The 18533-nt window shown below is 52.5% G+C and carries 10 protein-coding genes; 7 read left to right on the forward strand and 3 right to left on the reverse strand.

Annotation, left to right across the window (positions count from 1 at the left end):
• Complete coding sequence (locus BARVI_RS12580) at window positions 1–759, forward strand: YaaA family protein (protein ID WP_025279537.1); 759 nt, start codon at window positions 1–3, stop codon at window positions 757–759.
• 104 nt (window positions 760–863) lie between these two features.
• Here BARVI_RS12580 and BARVI_RS12585 read toward each other — a convergent pair whose 3' ends face one another.
• The 3 genes from BARVI_RS12585 to BARVI_RS12595 all read right to left on the reverse strand — a co-directional run bounded on the left by BARVI_RS12585 (window position 864) and on the right by BARVI_RS12595 (window position 5856).
• A complete protein-coding gene (locus tag BARVI_RS12585) occupies window positions 864–1631 on the reverse strand; it encodes an EFR1 family ferrodoxin (protein WP_025279538.1) in 768 nt (255 codons plus the stop codon).
• Between the two features lie 15 nt (window positions 1632–1646).
• Complete coding sequence (locus BARVI_RS12590) at window positions 1647–3932, reverse strand: NADP-dependent malic enzyme (protein WP_025279539.1); 2286 nt, start codon at window positions 3930–3932, stop codon at window positions 1647–1649.
• Window positions 3933–4221: 289 nt separating this feature from the next.
• Complete coding sequence (locus tag BARVI_RS12595; protein ID WP_025279540.1) at window positions 4222–5856, reverse strand: DUF6377 domain-containing protein; 1635 nt, start codon at window positions 5854–5856, stop codon at window positions 4222–4224.
• 312 nt (window positions 5857–6168) lie between these two features.
• Between BARVI_RS12595 and BARVI_RS12600 the strand changes: the two genes are divergently transcribed.
• The 6 genes from BARVI_RS12600 (at window position 6169) to BARVI_RS12625 (ending at window position 18517) form a co-directional block, all read left to right on the forward strand.
• The gene (locus tag BARVI_RS12600; protein WP_025279541.1) at window positions 6169–7533 is read left to right on the forward strand and encodes a SusF/SusE family outer membrane protein; all 1365 of its coding nucleotides are present in this window, start codon (window positions 6169–6171) and stop codon (window positions 7531–7533) included.
• Between the two features lie 73 nt (window positions 7534–7606).
• The gene (locus BARVI_RS12605; protein WP_025279542.1) at window positions 7607–10600 is read left to right on the forward strand and encodes a SusC/RagA family TonB-linked outer membrane protein; all 2994 of its coding nucleotides are present in this window, start codon (window positions 7607–7609) and stop codon (window positions 10598–10600) included.
• A 14-nt stretch (window positions 10601–10614) separates the two neighbouring features.
• Window positions 10615–12111, forward strand: a complete 1497-nt coding sequence (locus BARVI_RS12610) for a RagB/SusD family nutrient uptake outer membrane protein (protein ID WP_025279543.1) — start codon at window positions 10615–10617, stop codon at window positions 12109–12111.
• Window positions 12112–12130: 19 nt separating this feature from the next.
• On the forward strand, window positions 12131–13567 hold the full coding sequence (locus tag BARVI_RS12615; protein WP_025279544.1) for a SusF/SusE family outer membrane protein: 1437 nt from the start codon (window positions 12131–12133) through the stop codon (window positions 13565–13567).
• Window positions 13568–13579: 12 nt separating this feature from the next.
• Window positions 13580–15355, forward strand: coding sequence for an endo-dextranase (locus BARVI_RS12620; RefSeq protein ID WP_051401133.1), 1776 nt, complete (start codon window positions 13580–13582; stop codon window positions 15353–15355).
• Between the two features lie 105 nt (window positions 15356–15460).
• On the forward strand, window positions 15461–18517 hold the full coding sequence (locus BARVI_RS12625) for a TIM-barrel domain-containing protein (protein WP_025279546.1): 3057 nt from the start codon (window positions 15461–15463) through the stop codon (window positions 18515–18517).
• The last annotated feature ends 16 nt before the right edge of the window (window positions 18518–18533 follow it).

Raw genomic sequence — 18533 nt, forward strand, 5'->3', positions numbered from 1 at the left:
ATGTTAGTCCTGTTGTCACCGGCCAAGACCATGACCGGAAAGAGCAAGGTGCGGGTGCCCGAAGTGACTTGCCCGCCGTTTATCGACGAGGCTACTCGGATAGCCCGTGAGATGGTCGGCTATTCGGTCGACGAACTGACCGAGATGTTGGGGGTGAATCGGGCACTGGCCTTGCAGACGCGGGAGCGCTATCACGACTTCCTGTCGCCCGATACGGCAGTCATTCCCGCCTTGCTGGGCTATACCGGCATTGTCTTTCGTTATTTGGCTCCGACCGATTTCTCGGAGGCTGATTTCGCTTATGCCCAGGATCATCTGCGCATCGCCTCGGCCTGTTACGGTCTAACGCGACCGCTCGACGGTATCAAGCCCTATCGCATGGAGTATACGGTGGAGTTGCCTTCGATAGGCGAGCCGTTGGCCGACTATTGGCGCCCGCGACTCACCGACCGGCTCGTGGCCGATGTGCAGGCAGCCGGTGGTATTCTGGTCAACCTGGCCAGCCGCGAGATACAGCAGTCGCTCGACTGGGCCCGTCTCTCCCGGGAGGTGCGGGTGGTGACTCCCGAGTTTAAGGTGATCAAGGGCGACACCCTTAAAACCATTGTGGTTTATGCCAAGATGATGAGAGGGGCGATGACCCGTTTTATCTTGAAAAACAGGCTCACCGCCCCCGATGAGTTAGAGGCCTTTTCGGCCGAAGGGTTTCACTATTCTGCCCGTCACTCCACGCCCGATCACCCTCTCTTTATCGTGTGAGGGGGCAAGGGCGTGACATGGGTTGTCTTCTTCTCGACAAGTGCTTGGAACCAGCCTTGTCGTTTACCTTGCCGTGAGTTTTCCTCCCTCCTTTTTGGGAAAGGTCAGATAAATAACTCGGGCTCCTTGCGCGATTCGCACGCCTTTTTCAGCATGCGGATAGAGAGGGCCACTTTCAACTTGCTTACCTTGCGGGCCTGTTGCGGACACACCGCGATACACCTCATGCACGAGATACATTTGCTCGTATCGGTCTTGCTAGGGTTGTCGAGCGGTATGGCTCCTACCGGGCACAGGGCGGCACAAGTGCCGCACCGGTTGCAGGCCCGGCTTGCGTGTGGTTTGAGAGGTACCCCGTTGTAGGGCTTGTACTGGGGATTCCCCTTGACCTCGATGGGTGCCGGGACGGTGCCACTTTTCACAGCATCGAGCTTGTCGGCGATGCGGGCTGCAAACTGTGTGAGCAGATGCTTGTCGGCCTCGTCGGGTCGGCCGGTGGCATAGACCCGCATGATGGAGTGCTCGGCAATGCAGGCGACTCCGGCGATGGAACGGAATCCGGTTGCCTCCAACGCCGTTTTCAATTCGAGCAGGGCATCGTCGTAATCGCGGTTGCCATATACCACTACGGGAATTGCCGGGGTGTCGTGCCCGGTAATCCTTTTCAACCGTTCGAGGGCGATGGCCGGGACACGTCCACCATACACGGGGATTGCTACCAGCAGCACCTCGTCGTGGCTCAAATCGAGAGGTGTTGCCACCGATTTGGGGGTCGACAAGTCTATCTCGGTTGCTTGCGGGTCGAGAGCCCGCCCGATGATTTCGGCAGCCCTGCGGGTACCACCCGTCGGGCTGAAATGTGCGATATACATTTCGTTACCTCCTGTTTATTGTTTGTTCCGGCGTTCCTGCACAATGGCATCGAGCACGGCCACCGTGGTGAGGTTGACGATGTCGCGTGACGAGCTGGCAATGTCGGTGAAGTGAATCGGTTTGTTCAGTCCCATCTGAATCGGACCTATCGTCTCGGCTACGCCCATTTCGAGCATCAGTTTGTAGGCCGAGTTGGCCGAACTCAGGTTGGGGAAGACGATGGTATTCACCTCGCGACCTTTGAGCTTGTTGAAGGGGTAGGTCTTGTCGCGCAGCTTGTTGTTGAGGGCAAAGTTCATCTGCATCTCGCCGTCGATGACAATCTCGGGATATTGCTGGTGCAGAATCTCAATAGCCTCGTGTACCCGTTGGGGACTGCCCAGATTGTCCGACCCGAAGTTGGAGTAGGATACCATGGCGATAACGGGGTCTTGGGCAAAGAAGCGCACCGAGTCGTAGGCCAGTTTGGCAATGTCGACCAGCGTCTCGGTCGTGGGTTTGCGGTTGATAAGCGTGTCGGCAATAAAGTAGGTACCCCGCTTGGTGTTCATGATGTGCATGGCACCGAAGTGCTTGTAGCCCGGGCGTATGCCGATTACCTCCTTGGCAATCTGTATCGTCTCGGCATACTTCGAGTAGGTGCCGGTGATGAAGGCGTCGGCTTCGCCGGCTTCGACCATCATCATGCCGAAGTAGTTGCGGTCGAACATCTTTTCGTGAGCTTCGGGGTAGGTCATGCCCTCGCGTTGCCGTTTCTCGGTGAGCAGTTTGGCATAGCGGCAGCGGCGATCCTCTTCGTCGGGGTGGCGCAGGTTGATGATTTGCATGCCCGTGAGGTCGACACCGATCGAGGCGGCCAGCTTGCCGATGAGTTCGTCGTTGCCCAGCAAGATAGGTTTGCAGATGCCGTCGCGCAGGGCTGTTGCGGCAGCTTGCAGCATGTTGGCGTGGTTGGCTTCGGCAAATACCACCCGCTTGGGATCCTTGCGGGCCATCTCGGTAAACTCGCGCAACATTTTGTTGTCATAACCCATGAGCTTCTTCAACCGGTCGTTGTAGGCGTCCCAGTCGGTGATGGGGTGTTGGGCCACGCCCGACTCCATGGCTGCCCGGGCTACGGCCGGAGCCACGGCGGTGAGCAACCGCGGGTCGAGAGCCTTGGGAATAATGTATTCGGGACCGAACGAAATCCGTTTCAGCCCGTAGGCCGAGTTGACCACGTCGGGTACCGGCTCCTTGGTCAGTTGGGCAATGGCATAGGTGGCAGCCCGTTTCATCTCCTCGTTGATGGTCGTGGCGCGCACGTCGAGGGCTCCCCGGAAGATGTAGGGGAATCCCAGCACGTTGTTGATCTGGTTGGGATAGTCCGAACGGCCGGTGGCGAAAATCAGGTCGTCGCGCGAGGCCATGGCCTTGTCGTAGGAAATCTCGGGGTTGGGGTTGGCCAGGGCAAAGACGATAGGCCGCTCGTTCATCGACTGCACCATCTCGGTGGTCAGCACGTCGGCGACCGAAAGTCCCAGGAAAATATCGGCACCCCGCATGGCCTCTTCCAGCGTGTGAATGTCGGTGCGGTCGGTGGCAAACTGTTGTTTCGAGGGTGGCAGGTTGGGACGGTCGGAACGGATTACTCCCTTGCTGTCGACCATGACGATATTCTCCCGTTTGATTCCCAGCCCCATGTAGAGCTTGGTACAGGAGATGGCGGCTGCGCCGGCACCGTTCACGACGAGGCGGGCCTCCTCGATTTTCTTACCCTGTATTTCGAGCGCGTTCAGCAGTCCGGCACCCGAGATGATGGCGGTGCCGTGCTGGTCGTCGTGCATGACGGGAATATCCAGTTCCTCTTTCAGGCGTGTCTCGATTTCGAAACACTCGGGAGCCTTGATGTCTTCGAGGTTGATACCGCCGAAGGTAGGCGATATGGCCTTGACCGCCTCGATAAACTTGTCGGGGTCTTTTTCGTTGATTTCGATGTCGAACACGTCGATTCCGGCAAAAATCTTGAACAGCAAACCTTTGCCCTCCATTACCGGCTTGCCGGCCAGTGCACCTATATCGCCCAGTCCCAGGACGGCGGTACCGTTGGAGATCACAGCCACCAGATTCCCCTTGGCCGTGTACTCATAGGCCTTGTCGGGATCTTTTTCGATTTCGAGACAAGGCTCGGCTACTCCCGGCGTGTAAGCCAGCGAGAGGTCGTGCTGCGTGCTGTACGGTTTGGTAGGAATGACTTCTATTTTCCCGGCTTTGCCTTCGCTGTGATATTTTAAGGCATCTTCTTTTAGAACTTTTGACATAAATATACGATTAAATGTTTTTAGCTGTTTAAATTGTATTTTGAGATATTGAATGGCTTATATTTTGTAAGCACATCGTGTGCAAATGTAGCAAATATATTGTATCTCTTGTGTTAAGAAAAATGTTTCTTTAACAATAAAGATTACATAAGTAGTTGTTTTTTCTCTATTTCACCGGGGGGGATAGGTATGCATGGTTCGTCCCTGGCTGATGAGTATGAGTGAGGCATTGACTGCGCTCCTCTCACCGGGCCGATGTGACGGGAACAACCGTTTCGGTGTCGCTGCTTTACAGGTGCATGACCCTCTCCTCGAAATCGTCGCGGGAGCCGATAGCTGAGTTGCGAATTTTCACCCGATAGTTGTATATGGTTGAAAGCGAATAACACAGGAATCGGGCAATCTTGACGCTGTCGGTCGTACCCAGTCGCACCAGTGCATAGATGCGCAGTTCGGGCGTAAGCGAGTTGGGCTTGGGCGTGATGCGAGCCTCGGGAACCAGCAGTTCGTTAAACTTCTTGACAAAGTCGGGGTAGAGTTTCAGGAACGATTGGTCAAACTCGGCGTAGAACATGCGGCGTTCGTTGTTGATGATGTTTTGTGATTTCAGGTTTTTGGCAAGTTCTTCCACCTTTCCCATCGAAGCCAGTTTATTGAGCGATCGGCGGTAGTCGTCCATCTTGTCGATATAGACGGCACACTGGTCCATATAACGACTTAGATACTCCTCTTTGACATGGTTGCTTTCGATGAGAGAGTTGTTTACGGTTTGCAGATGCTTGTTGGTCTGGTTAAGTTTCTCCTTGACGCTGTTGAGCTTGTGATTCTGGAAAAACAGAATCACAAAGGTAATGAGCAATATGACGCAGAAAGCACAAGTGATGTAGGTGAAGGTAATCGACAAGGCCTTCTGTTTTTGTATCTGAGCTTGATATACCTCTTCGATAATGGTGAATACTGGCATGAATTCGAGACTTCGTACGCGGGCGTTACAGGCTTTGGCATCTTCGACCGAGCATTTGATATAGGCATAGGCGCGTTCGATATCCCCTTCGTGGAACAACTGCTCGGCCAGCCGGTGCAGCGATACATATTCCCTGACCGAGGCTTTCAGGTCGCACTGTGCCGATAGGGCGTAGTAGATTTTCGTGCTGTCGCTCTGTTGCGTTTGGGCAAAGATTTCGGCCATGCAGTAATAAATGATGCCCCGGTCGTGCGAATTGAGGTCGTCCTGGGCGAGTCTCTCTCTCAGAATCTGCAAGGCCTGGGCATAGTCGTGTCGGGCCGTCAGTTCGTCTGATTTCACCACACAGTAGGTGAACGACGATGGAGAGTTGACCTGTAAGATGGAGTCGCGGTAAAGGTTGAGCTGTTTGGTGTAGTTGTCGCGAATGTCGGGTTGCAGCGAGTAGTCGGCGAGCAATCCGTAAAGCGTGCGTTTCAAGTGGTAGTAATAGGGCAGGATATAGGACGGCAGTCTCTTGCGCCCCATTTTTTCCAATAACTCATTGGCCTCTTTATACATACCGGAGTTGTAGAAGCATTCGACCAGATTGAGTTGGGCTTGAATTTGCAGGTCGTTGTTGTTCAACTTGTTTGATAATTCGATTTGTCGCTTGACGTATACCGCCTGTGAATCGATACTGAATGCCCGGTAGGCGTCAACCAGATAACCCAGAGTACGGAACCGTTCTTCGGGCGACAGTTTGTTCCTCAGGCGCAACTTGATTTCCTGAATCTGTTTCTCTTTCTGCCGGGTATAGATATAGCGTTGATTGATGAGCCGGTCGAGCGAGTCGAGCGTAGCCTCGACCGTATAGGTAACCTGCTTTTCGGTTAAAGTTGCATCGGCTTCGAAATGAGATGCCGATAAAGAGAGCAGCATGCATAGCAAAAACAGTATGGGCCGTTGGTGAGTATTCATGGTTAAGCGCATTAAATTATCCTCTTTTTGTGTGATGGAATTTTGAATAAAATATATTCCGAGGTCAAAGGCAAAGATAAAAAGAATTATGAATACTTTCTATTCAAAACCTTGAAAAAGGCTATTGTATCGACTACTTTTATAATATTAATATTTTGTATAATAAATTGATTATAAGATATTTATTTTTATTAAAATACTACTTTTTTACTACATTGAGTTGACAACCTCAATTGCCCCCTATATTTTTGTGAACAAAATTAGAAACGCGAGATTTTCTCGGGCTTATTTATTAATCAAAATTTAAATAACATGAAAAGCAAACTCTTACTTTTCTCGGCTTTGGCCTTGTGTTCGGCTACGGTTGCAGCCAACGATTATCCCACTTCCTTATATGTAATAGGCGATGCCACTCCGGCTCAGTGGAATAGTGATGATGTTATTCGTATGGTAACGGTTGAAGAGGGCGTGTATGAATATACCGGCGATTTGACCGAAGGTCGCATGCGTTTTGTGACCACCTATGATTTTGCTCCGGGTTACGGTCCGGCTATGGCCTCTACGGTCGTGGGTGATAACCTTAATGAAACCTATCTGGAATTGACGACAGGTTCGCATGAGTTGGAATTTCGCAGCGACTATACCGCTCCCGACAAGTCGTTTAAAGTAATGGCTGCCGGGCGGTACCAATTCAGAGTCGATCTCACGGGCGAGACTCCGGTTGTCGAGGTGAGCGATGCTACCGATCTGCCCGACCAATGGGCTACCCACTCCGAGGCTGTTTATGCCGTAGGTTCGGCGACCAATGCCGGGTGGGCTATCGAAAACTCCATTGCACTGCATGAAACGGCATTCGATTCGGGTATTTATCAAGGCTCGCTGTATCTTAATACGGCCGACGAGGGTGCCGAGTTGAAATTTATGGTGATGCAGAAGTGGAATAACCGCATGTATGTGGCTGCCGTTTCAGGTACCTCTGTCGATGCCGTTGGTGAATATGATTTGAAATATACTACCAGTGGTGATGAGGACTGGAAATTTATCGTCAATATCGAGGGGTTATATGATGTAACGGTCGATACCAAGAACCTGAAAATGACGATTTCGGAGCCTCAGGTTTCTTTCCCCGAGCAACTGTGGCTGGTAGGTCCTGCCGTAGGAGGTTGGGAATTCGATAATAATAAAGTCTTGGTAAACAGTGGTGAAGAGGGTGTGTACTCTTGGACGGGCGATTTGGTTCAGGGTGAACTTAAATTCTTTGCCGGTGACAATTTTGGCGCTGTGGCCTACGGCGCCGAGAGCAACATGACTCCGTTGCAGGAGGGAGTCTTGAATGTTATCATGCTGAGTAACGATGTTGACAACAAGTTCAATGTACTCTCTACGCAGGAAGGTAATTATACCCTTGTACTCAACTTGAACGATATGACTCTCGAAGTGGTTAAAAACGGCACTTCGACAGCTGTTGACGAGGTAGAGGTAATAGACTGGGTACAAGAGTCCTATGGCATTGTGAGTGAACAAGCCCGGGCCATGGCTCTGTATGACATAAGCGGTCGGGAAGTCGTTTCGGTAAATGGTACACTGCTGCCTTTCGATGGACTTCGTGCCGGAATATATGTGTTTGTCATTGAGACTACTCAGGGTCGTGCTACGCATAAAATCGTAATTCGATAAATCTTTTTTGGGGGGGGCTGTTCGACGTGTGTGGTGGCCCCCCCTTTTTTATCTTTTCCTAAAAAACATATAGATGAAAAATAACCATTATGGCAGGATAGCCCTGTCGGCAATACTCTTGTGCCTGTTGCCTTTTACCGTATGGGCACAAAGCAAGGTCGAGGGAGTCGTTCTCGATGTCAATCAAGAGCCGCTTATCGGTGTCAATGTGTCGGAGAAAGGAACCTCGAACAGGACAGTAACCGATATTGATGGCCATTTCAGTCTTGGATTGAGCTCGGCCGAACCCGTGTTACACCTCAGTTATGTAGGGTATGAAGCCCAGGATTTTGCTGTGGCAGGACAGAAGACGGTGCAGATTATCATGCGCGAGAACAACGAGATGCTCGACGAGATTGTGGTAATTGGATATGGTATCCAGAAGAAGAGTGATTTGACGGGAGCCATTTCGCAAGTTTCGTCCAAAGACCTGGCCCGCCAGCCGTCACCGAGTCTCGGTGCCGCTTTACAGGGTAGGGCAGCCGGTTTGCAGGTCGTTTCGACCGGAGCCCCGGGCAGTAACGTGAGCATGAAAATCAGAGGTATAGGTTCGATCAACAACAGTGACCCGCTTCTGGTTATCGACGGTGTACCTACCGATGTACCGTTGAATATGATCAACATGGACGATGTGGAGAGTGTCGATATTCTCAAAGATGCATCGGCTACGGCCATCTACGGTTCGCGCGGAGCCTATGGTGTGATTATCATTACCACCAAGAAAGGTTCGCAGGAACGCAACAACTTGAATGTGAAAGTGACCTACGGTTTCGATCAGTTGCAACGCACCTTGCCCTTGCTCAATGCCTCGCAGTTCGCGTCGTTGCATAACGAGATGATGAGTGCCGGCGGACAACCTCAGTATGCCCTCTTCAACGACCCCACCAAACTGGGCAAGGGTACCGACTGGATGGGCGAGCTCTTCCAGTATGCCCCTACGCAGACCTACTCGGCCAACTATTCGGGCGGAACCCAAAAGAGTCATTACTACGTGTCGGGTACCTATTATGACCAGCAAGGTATTATCAAGACGACCGACTACAAGCGGTTTACCCTTCAATTCAATTCCGATGTGGAATTGTACAAATGGTTGAAGATGGGGCATAACCTTTCGCTCAATCACGACATCAAGTCGCAAGGCGAGTATAACATACAAAACACCATGAAGGCTCTGCCCACCCAGGCCATCAAGAACGAGGACGGGTCGTGGGCCGGTCCCGTAGGATTGGCCATGTATGTGGGCGATATAGCCAACCCCATCGGCAAGATGATGGAGAATACCTCGACCACCAAGGGTTACAACTTGCTCGGTAATATCTATGCCGAGATAAAGCCGTGGGAGTGGCTCACCTTCAAGAGTACCTTCGGTATTCAGGCCCTCTTCTGGGACAGCAAGAGCTGGACACCCAAGTATGACTGGGAACCCATCGAGCAACCCGAGTCGCAGGCTTCGCGCGAGTACAACAAGAGTCTCACCTGGTTGTGGGATAACTTGCTTACCTTCAACAAGACGTTCGATGGCAAGCATGCGGTGACAGCCATGATCGGTTCGTCGGCACAGACCAATACCTACGAATTCATGAGCGGTAGCATACAGGGCTTTATCAGCGAGTCGGCACAAGAGTTGGCCAACGGTATTCTCGAACCTACGCTTACGGGTAACGGTAGCGACTGGGCCCTCCTCTCGTTCATGGGTCGTGTCAACTATACCTACGACAACCGTTATCTCTTTACCGCCACCATGCGTGCCGATGGCAGTTCGCGTTTCAGCAAGGCCAATCGTTGGGGCGTTTTCCCCTCGGTTTCGTTGGCCTGGCGAATGAGTGAGGAGGAGTGGTTCAACAAGAGCTTTGCCCTGAGCGACTTGAAAATACGGGCCGGATACGGTGTCACCGGTAACCAGGCCAGTGTAGGCAACTATGCCTATGCCTCGGTGTTGCAGACCGTGCAGTACAACTTTAACGGTAACCAGGTATCGGGTTTGGCTCCGTGGGTGATGCCCAATCCCAATGTGCGCTGGGAAGAGGTAGAGCAGTATAACGTAGGTGTTGACGCTTCGATGCTCGACAGCCGACTCCTGGTCACCTTGGACGGATATATCAAAAACACCAACGACATGTTGGTCCCCATGTCGGTGCCCATCTCTTCGGGATACTCCGACGAGAATGTGTCGCAAATCAATGCCGGTCTGATGCGTAACGTCGGCGTGGAGTTGGCTTTGACCTCGTTCAACTTCCGGGGGGGCGACTTCACCTGGTCGACCACGGCCAACGTGTCGTACAACCACAACGAGCTGATCAGGCTCAACGGCGATGTCCCCATGTACTTCGATAACAACGTGCACATGGTGGGCTATCCCATCAGTGCTTTCTATGGATATGTAACCGACGGTATTTTCCAGACGCAGGAGGAGGTCGACAACCATGCGATACAGACCGTGGGCAGTGACCCTACGTCGAGTACCCAGCCGGGCGATATCCGCTTCAAGGACTTGAATAACGATGGTGTCATCAACGACGACGACCGCACCATTTTGGGAAGTCCCACACCGTCGTGGACCTTTGCCATGAACAACCAGTTTTCCTACAAGGGATTCGATTTGGAAATCTTCTTCCAGGGTGTAGCCGGTAACAAAATCTACAACGGCAACCGGGCTTCGCTCGAAGCCATGAGCGTGGCCCAGAACCAGATGATTACCGTACTCGACCGTTGGCGCGGCCCCGGTACCAGCAACACCATGCCGCGTGCCGTGTTTGGCGACCCCAACAAGAACAATCGCGTATCCGACCGTTTCCTGGAAGATGGCAGCTACCTGCGATTGAAGAACATCTCGCTGGGATATACGCTTCCCAGCCGCTTGACCAAGAAGGCCGCCATGCAGCAAGTGCGGCTGTCGGTATCGGCACAGAACCTCTTTACCCTTACCCGCTATACGGGCCTCGACCCCGAAGTGAGCGGCTCGGGTAATGATAATAATGTGTATCCCGTGACTCGCAACTTTACTTTTGGATTGAACATAACCTTTTAACCCCCTGACCACTGATGAAACGAACAACTTATATTTTATCGATTTTCGGCGCACTCGCCTTGTCGTTGAGCGCTTGCAGTGATTTCCTGAATCGTGAGCCGTGGGATTCGGTCGATACGTCGGAGGGGTTCCAAACCGCCGAAGATGCCGTGGCTGCTGTCAATGCGGCTTATCAGCCCCTGCAATGGGCCAAACTCTATAACATGCGCATCTGGACGCTCGACATCATGGCCGGCAACAGTGTAGTAGGAGCCGGTGGTGGTACCGATGGCATCGAGACGGTCGATTTGGCCAATTTCATCGCTACGGCCGACAACTTTGCCGCTCTGGATTTGTGGCGTGGCCCTTCGCCCGGTATTTTGCGTTGTAACTTCGTGTTGCAGAATGTACCCGACATGGATATGGACCAGAGCCTCAAAAACCGTTGCCTGGGCGAAGCCTACTTTTTGAGAGCCCACTACTATTTCATTTTGGTACGTCTTTTCGGCGGGGTACCCTACATCATCACTCCGCAGACTTCGGAGTCGAATCTGTTGGTCGAGCGTGCACCGGTCAGCAAGATTTACGAACTCATCACCTCGGACTTGAAAAATGCCATCGACCTTCTGCCCAAGAAGTCGGAGTACTCGACAACCGATTTGGGCCGGGCTACCCGCGAGGCCGCCATGGCCGAACTGATACGGGTATACATGACCTACGAGCCCAGCAACGACAAGTATGAAGAGGTGGTGCGCATGTGTAACGAAATCGGTTCGATGGGATATGAACTGGCCAGTGATTACTCCGACAATTTCGACCCCGCCAAGAAGAATGGAGTCGAGTCGATATTCGAGGTGCAGTATTATGGCAAGACCAACTATGACTTCTGGAGCAACGAGAACCAATGCTCCTGGACCAGTACCTTCATGGGACCCCGCAACTCCGACATGGCTGCCGGCTGTTATGGCTGGAATCAACCCACCGCCGAGTTTGTGAGCCAGTATGAGGAGGGCGACTTGCGCAAAGACAAGACCATCTTCTATATGGGTTGCCCCACCTTCGACGGCAAGCAATACAGTTCGTCCTATTCGACCACGGGATACAACGTGCGCAAATTCTTGCTCACCAAGGCTCAGTCGCCCGACTACAACACCAGCGATGCCGATTGGGTCGTAACCCGATATGCCGACATCTTGCTGTTGAAGGCCGAGGCTCTGAACGAACTGGGGCGTACCGTGCAGGCCGAAGACCCGCTGTATGAGGTGCGCAAACGTGCCGGCTTGACCAATCGCAGCGATGTCGAAGGGCTCACACAAGCCCAGATGCGCGAGAAGATCATACACGAGCGTCGCATCGAACTCGCCTTTGAGGGACAACGTTGGTTCGACCTGATTCGATACAAAGACAATTATGCGCTTACCTTCCTCCACTCGATAGGGAAGACTTCGGCCAGCTCCAAACACCTGTTGCTCCCGATTCCCCAACAAGAGATCGAGGCCAACCCCAAATTAACGCAAAACCCTGGTTATTAATCAACATAAATGAAAAACAATGAAAGCTAGAACTATAATAGGACTGTCGCTTCTTGCTCTCGTCGGTATGACCGGGTGTGAGGAGGATATTGTACTCGACAAGGGAGAATCTCCTCTTGAAGTGAAACTTTCGTCCGATACGGTATGGTGCGACCAACGCGCCGATGCTCAGGAGGCTCTGCAAATAACCTGGACCAGCGGTACCAATCAAGGTACAGGTGCTGCCATATCGTACTTCTTTGAGATGGACTTGAAGGGCAATGACTTTCAAGGCGGTATCAAGTACGACATCGGCAAGACCGATTCGCGGGTAATTTCCTTTACCAATAAGGAGCTTACCGATACTCTGATGCACTATTTCCCCACCATTCCGCTCGAACAGTACAGCGAGTTCGAGATACGGGTGACGGCAACCGTTGCCGCGGCATCGGTCCCCACCCAGGTGTCGCCTGTGAAGAGTGTGAAGATTGCCCCCTACAAGTGGCGGGTGCTCAATCTCTATATCATCGGCGATGCTACCCCCAATGGCTGGGACAATCAGTTGGCTACCATCATGTCGAGCGACTATGACAATATAGCTCACTTCACGTGGCAAGGTATGCTGAACAAGGGCGAAATCAAGTTCAATGCCCAGCTGGGTGACTGGTATCCCTGTTATGTGCGCGATAATGACGATCCCACCAAGATGCACTATCGCGAAAAAGAGGAGGATTACCCCGACAACAAGTGGGTCATCGAGGAGGCCGGCAACTATTTGATCGACGTGAATCTCGACGAGCTTACCGTAAGCTTTACCAATCTCGATGGCGAGGTACCCTTCACCGAGCTCTATCTGGTGGGCGAGGCTGCACCCACGGCCATCAAGCTCGAGCAGTCGAGCGACGACTCCTTTATATTTACCTACAATGGAGCCCTGTCGGCCGGTACCCTGCTCATTTCGACCACGACGGCGACCTCGGGTTGTGCCGGTTATCAACCGCTCGACAGCAACGGGTTGGGTTCTACCGGTATCCTGTTGCTTAGCGACCTCGGCACTGCCAGCAATCAGTGGAATATACCTGCTGCCAACAAGTATAGCGTGAAACTCGATTTGCGCAACAACCGGTTGGAGATAGGCGATTATGTAGGATATGAGCACGTATGGATTATGGGTTCGGCAGCCCCCGGCGGTTGGTCGTGGGACAATATTACCGAGATGCAGCGCGATGCTTCCAATCCCAATGTATTCCGCTATGAGGGCTTCCTGTCGGCCGGCGAACTCAAATTCCCGCTCGAAATCGACCACAACTTTGGCGGCGACTTCATATTGGCACCGCAGGCCAACTGTCCCATCTCGGAGAATGGTACCTATTTCATCGGCAACCAGCCCGACAACAAGTGGATTATCAGCGAAGCCGGCAATTACCGGATTACCATCGATGTGGAAAACGAAACGATTTCATTTGTAAAATTATAAAGTTCAAAAGATATGATAAAGAAGATATTTTTGGCCTATCTCTCCCTGTCGGTCCTCCTGTCGATTTCGGCTTGCAACCGTTTTGATGTGGAGAACGACCCCATCACCTACGGCGATGGTTACATGGAGGTACAGCTCAATACCGACAAGGCTCGCTATACACCGGGCGAGGCTGTGAATTTTACCCTGAACAAGCCGATAGCAGGTGCTTCTAATGTCATGGTGCGCTATCGTCATTTGGGTACGACTATCGAAGAGGCTCCCCTGACGAGTTGCAACTGGACTTGGCAACCGCCTGCCACTGACTATCAGGGCTATCTGGTCGACTTGTACAGCAAGGACGCCAACGGCGTAGAGACGGTCTACGGCAGTATCGCTGTCGATGTATCGACCTTGCCCGACCGATTCCCCCGCAACGGGTTCCTTTCGGCCTATGGCAACATGACCAGTCAGGACATCGCCGATGTCATGTCCAATCTGAACCGTCACCACATCAATTATGTGCAGTTCCAAGACTGGCACTATAAGCACCACAAACCCTTGGCCGGGACTCCGTCGGCCCCGATGGAGGTGTGGACCGACATCATCAATCGCGACTGCTACAAAAAGACCGTAGAGGGGTACATCGAGAAGTCGCATCAGTATGGCATGAAGTCGTTGTTCTATAACCTGGCCTACGGTGCCTTGGCCGATGCGGCCGATGACGGTGTGCAGGAGGAGTGGTACCTGTTCAAGGATACCAAGCACGTCTTGAAAGATTGTCACGAACTGGGCTCTCCTTTCAAGAGCAGCATCTATATTGTCAACGCGGGCAATGAGGCCTGGATCGATTATCTGGTTCAACAGAACAGCGATGTCTATGCCGTGTTTGATTTCGACGGTTATCAGATAGACCAGTTGGGCGATCGTGGAGAGACCTACGACTACTACGGTAATCGTGTCTATCTTGACCAGACGTTCAAACACTTTATCGAACGCATGAAAGAGGCCAATCCCGACAAGTCGCTTGTAATGAATGCCGTAGGACAGTATGGACAGGAATACCAGATTTCGAAGGCTCCGGTCGACTTCCTTTATACCGAGGTGTGGGACCACAACGACGATCGTGGATACACCATCTTCTCGGATATCATCACCAACAACGACAAGTGGTCGGGTGGCAAGAAAACGGTTCTGGCCGCCTATATGAACTATGAGCACGGGCGCAAGGGCCGCAGTTATTTCAATACCCCCGGAATCCTGATGGGTACGGCCGCAGCATTTGCCTGGGGCGGTTCTATCCTGCAACTGGGCGAGCATCTGCTCTGCAACGAATATTTCCCCAACAACAACCTCTCGATGCGGGGTGAGTTGAAGATTGCACTGGTTCACTACTACGATTTCCTCACCGCATATCAGAATCTGCTGAGAGAAGAGGGCGAGTGGTATGGAGTCGATGTGACCACGCCCGCCGGTAACGTGACGTTCAATCAATGGGGGCCGGTGAGAGGGCAGGTCGCCACCGTGGGCAAGCGCTTTGCCTCTTGCGATGTGATACAGCTGCTCAGCTATCGAAACGCTACTCATCTGGATTGGTGCGACACCAACGCCGACCAGGGTGAACCCGACTTGTTGGAAAACTTGACGGTGAGCTTTGCCGTGAAACAGACGCCCAAATCGGTATGGGTGGCTTCGCCCGATGTAAAGGACGGGATAGCCATACCGCTCGAATACGAGTATGCGGGTGGTAAGATAACGACTACACTCCCGGCCTTGAAGTACTGGGACATGATTGTCGTGGAGTATTAGAAAAATGACCGACGGGGACGGGAGGGCTTCCCGGTGTGGGAATACCTCCTGTCGCCCGTTGGGTAAAAGAGAAACAGATTGCTTATTTTGGAATACAGTTTTTTTATGAAGTACAAATTGTTGTCCATTTTGATGCTGTGTGCCAGTATAGGCGTGCAGGCACAGGAAGAATTTTTGTGTGGCGACAGGATAGCGGTGTTCTATCCGCCCCAGTTCGATTCGTCACAAACGTTGGCGTCGTTTGCCGTACAGAAAGAGTTGACCCGCCAGGGCGATTTGCCCGGCGATTGGGAGATACGTCCCGTTTTCACAACCGACGGGGAGGGTAAAACTCTGGTCGAAATTGCTTATAGCGACGATGCCGACTTGTATGGCACGGGACTGGTGACGGGGAAACTGAGAAGAAATGGAACTTCGATCGAAATATGGAATAAAGACAATTATGGTTATTACGTCTCCAACTGCCTTTATCAGTCGCACCCGTGGGTAATGGGTGTACGTCCCGACGGCAAAACCTTCGGTATCATTGCCGATAATAGCTGGCGCTCCAAATTGGAACTCTCCAATCCCATGAAGATTACCAGCGAGGGTCCGGCCTTCCGGGTGATTGTAATCGAGCGCGATTCTCCCAGCGAGATGATGCAGGTGCTGGGCGAACTGACCGGTACCATCAATTTGCCGCCGCTGTGGGCCCTGGGTTTCCATCAGTCGCGGTTCAACCCCACCTATAAACCCGACGAGATTGTAGCGATGGGGCAGGAGTTCCGCAAGCGCAATTTGCCGTGCGATGTATTTTGGGTAGATATTGACTACATGGACGGGAAACGTATCTTTACCTATGATGCCAACGAATTTTTCAATTCGTCCAAGGTGGCTTCGCCCGATGCACTCAACGAGACGATGCATGAGATGGGCTACAAAATGGGTTATATTACCGACCCGGGCGTGAAAATCGACGAATCATACACGGTTTATCAGCAGGGCCAAAGCGGCGACCACTGGGTGAAAGCCGAGGATAAGGTGACCGACTACGAAGGCGAAGTGTGGCCGGGTATGTGCAAGTTCCCCGATTTCACACAACCTCAGACCCGCGAATGGTGGGCCGGCCTTTATGGCGAGTTTTACAAGGCTCATGACATGGACGGCGCCTGGAACGACATGAACGAACCGGGTGTATTCAATACTCCAGAGTGGACCATGCTCACGACCAACTGGCACCGGGGAGGTGGCGATTTGGCTGCCGGACCTCACATGCGTTATCACAATCTCTATGGGTCGCTCATGACACAAGCCTCTTACGAGGGTCTTGTCAAGAGCCGTCCCGACAAGCGCCCCTTCCTTCTCTCTCGTGCCAATCACTTGGGTGCACAACGCTATTGTGCCACTTGGACCGGCGATAACCTGGGTACGTGGGAACACATGATGCTGTCGGTACCGATGTGCATCACGTTAGGCCTTTCGGGTCAACCCTTCGGTGGACCTGACGTAGGCGGTTACGGACTCGATGTTACTCCCGAGCTGTTGGCTCACTGGATGGCCCTCTCGGCCTATTATCCCTTCTCCCGGAACCACACCTCGGGCTGCTCGCAGGAGCCGTGGGTATTTGGTACTGCGGTAGAAAATGTTTCGCGCAATGCACTCAACCGCCGCTATCGGTTGTTGCCCTATCTGTACACGCTGTTTCACGAATCTTCGGTCGACGGTATGCCGGTCATGCGTCCGCTCTTCTTTGCCGATTTGACCGATACCGATTTGCGTGACCAGGAGCAAGCCTTCCTGTTGGGTGGCGACCTGATGGTAATCCCTCGCTGGGCCAACCACGTGACTCTGCCCAAGGGCGATTGGGACCAGCTGCAACTCGAAGCCGAGGACGATGGTTACCAGCCGTTGCTGGCTCTGCGTCCCGGTAGCGTGTTGCCCTATTTGGGCCATACGGTTCAAACGACCGCTGTCTATGAAGCCGATTCGCTTACCCTCTTCGTGAATCCTTCGGACGATGGTACGGCTTATGGCGAGATGTATGACGATGCCGGCGAAGGGTTTGACTACAAGAATGGTGATTATGCACTCTTGCAGTTCAACTGCGAACCCTATGCCCAGGATTCTCTGGCGGTAACCGTGGTCAAGAGCGAAGGTAATCTCGACAAGACCCGTCATTATCGGGTAGCCGTAGTTGGTGGAGCCGAGACCTATTATTCGTCCTGGACGACCGACAGTCGCATCGTTGTACCCCATGTGGAAGATGTGACCGAAGGGATAGACCTGTCGCAGACAATCGGTAAGGTAATCTTCGTAACCGGTACCTTCAACGACTGGGACGTAGACCAGTATGTACTCACCGGTAATACCGACGGATTTATGGTGAGCGAACGTATCTACATCGAGAAGGGCGACCATCGCCTCAAATTTACCAATTCTCCTACGTGGAGCGGCGACGATTGGGGTGATGCCGACGGTCTGAGCGGTGTGGCCAAACCGAGTACCGGCAAACCCGATATTACCTTCCATATTGCCAATAGCGGCAACTACAACATCATGTTCAACCCCACGACGCTCGAATATGCCATCATGCGTACTTTCGACTCCAACGAATCGATTATATACGTGGGCGGAACATTCAATAACTGGACGCTCAACTATTTCAGTCAGATGGACCTGGTCGACAACCATGTGTGGAAGAGTGATGCCATCTATTGCGAGGCCGGGGACCAGGAATTGAAATTTGTCAATACCAATAATTGGAGCAACAAGGATTGGGGTGGTATTGAAGGATTGAGCGGGACAGCCATGGAGACTACCGGCAAGAGCGACTCGAACCTGAAATTCACCTTGGCCGAGAGCGGATATTATGTGATGACTTTCAACGATCAGTCGTTGGCCTATTCGATACAGCGGGTTTCTGACCCGTCGGCTGTCGAGGAGGTGAAGGCCGAGCCTTCGTGCCGCATTTATCCCAACCCTACGGACGGTATATTGAACGTCCTGCTCGATGTCGACAATGCTCAGATGCGCATTTCCTCGCAAGACGGCCGCTGCCTGCAAGAGCAGTCGCTCACCCGCAACCTCTCGACCGTCGATATCAGCTCGTTGCCCGAGGGTTCCTATATCGTGGACTTCCGTTGGGACAAAGGTCATGAAACTCAAAAACTGATTAAAAAATAATTACGCCTCTCAATTG

Source organism: Barnesiella viscericola DSM 18177 (assembly GCF_000512915.1).
GTDB lineage: Bacteria > Bacteroidota > Bacteroidia > Bacteroidales > Barnesiellaceae > Barnesiella > Barnesiella viscericola.

Bases quoted from the DNA above. Each gene is read 5' to 3' on its own strand.
- BARVI_RS12580 (WP_025279537.1), top strand. From the start codon at position 1: ATGTTAGTCCTGTTGTCACCGGCCAAGACCATGACCGGAAAGAGCAAG.
- BARVI_RS12585 (WP_025279538.1), bottom strand. From the start codon at position 1,631: ATGTATATCGCACATTTCAGCCCGACGGGTGGTACCCGCAGGGCTGCC.
- BARVI_RS12590 (WP_025279539.1), bottom strand. From the start codon at position 3,932: ATGTCAAAAGTTCTAAAAGAAGATGCCTTAAAATATCACAGCGAAGGC.
- BARVI_RS12595 (WP_025279540.1), bottom strand. From the start codon at position 5,856: ATGAATACTCACCAACGGCCCATACTGTTTTTGCTATGCATGCTGCTC.
- BARVI_RS12600 (WP_025279541.1), top strand. From the start codon at position 6,169: ATGAAAAGCAAACTCTTACTTTTCTCGGCTTTGGCCTTGTGTTCGGCT.
- BARVI_RS12605 (WP_025279542.1), top strand. From the start codon at position 7,607: ATGAAAAATAACCATTATGGCAGGATAGCCCTGTCGGCAATACTCTTG.
- BARVI_RS12610 (WP_025279543.1), top strand. From the start codon at position 10,615: ATGAAACGAACAACTTATATTTTATCGATTTTCGGCGCACTCGCCTTG.
- BARVI_RS12615 (WP_025279544.1), top strand. From the start codon at position 12,131: ATGAAAGCTAGAACTATAATAGGACTGTCGCTTCTTGCTCTCGTCGGT.
- BARVI_RS12620 (WP_051401133.1), top strand. From the start codon at position 13,580: ATGATAAAGAAGATATTTTTGGCCTATCTCTCCCTGTCGGTCCTCCTG.
- BARVI_RS12625 (WP_025279546.1), top strand. From the start codon at position 15,461: ATGAAGTACAAATTGTTGTCCATTTTGATGCTGTGTGCCAGTATAGGC.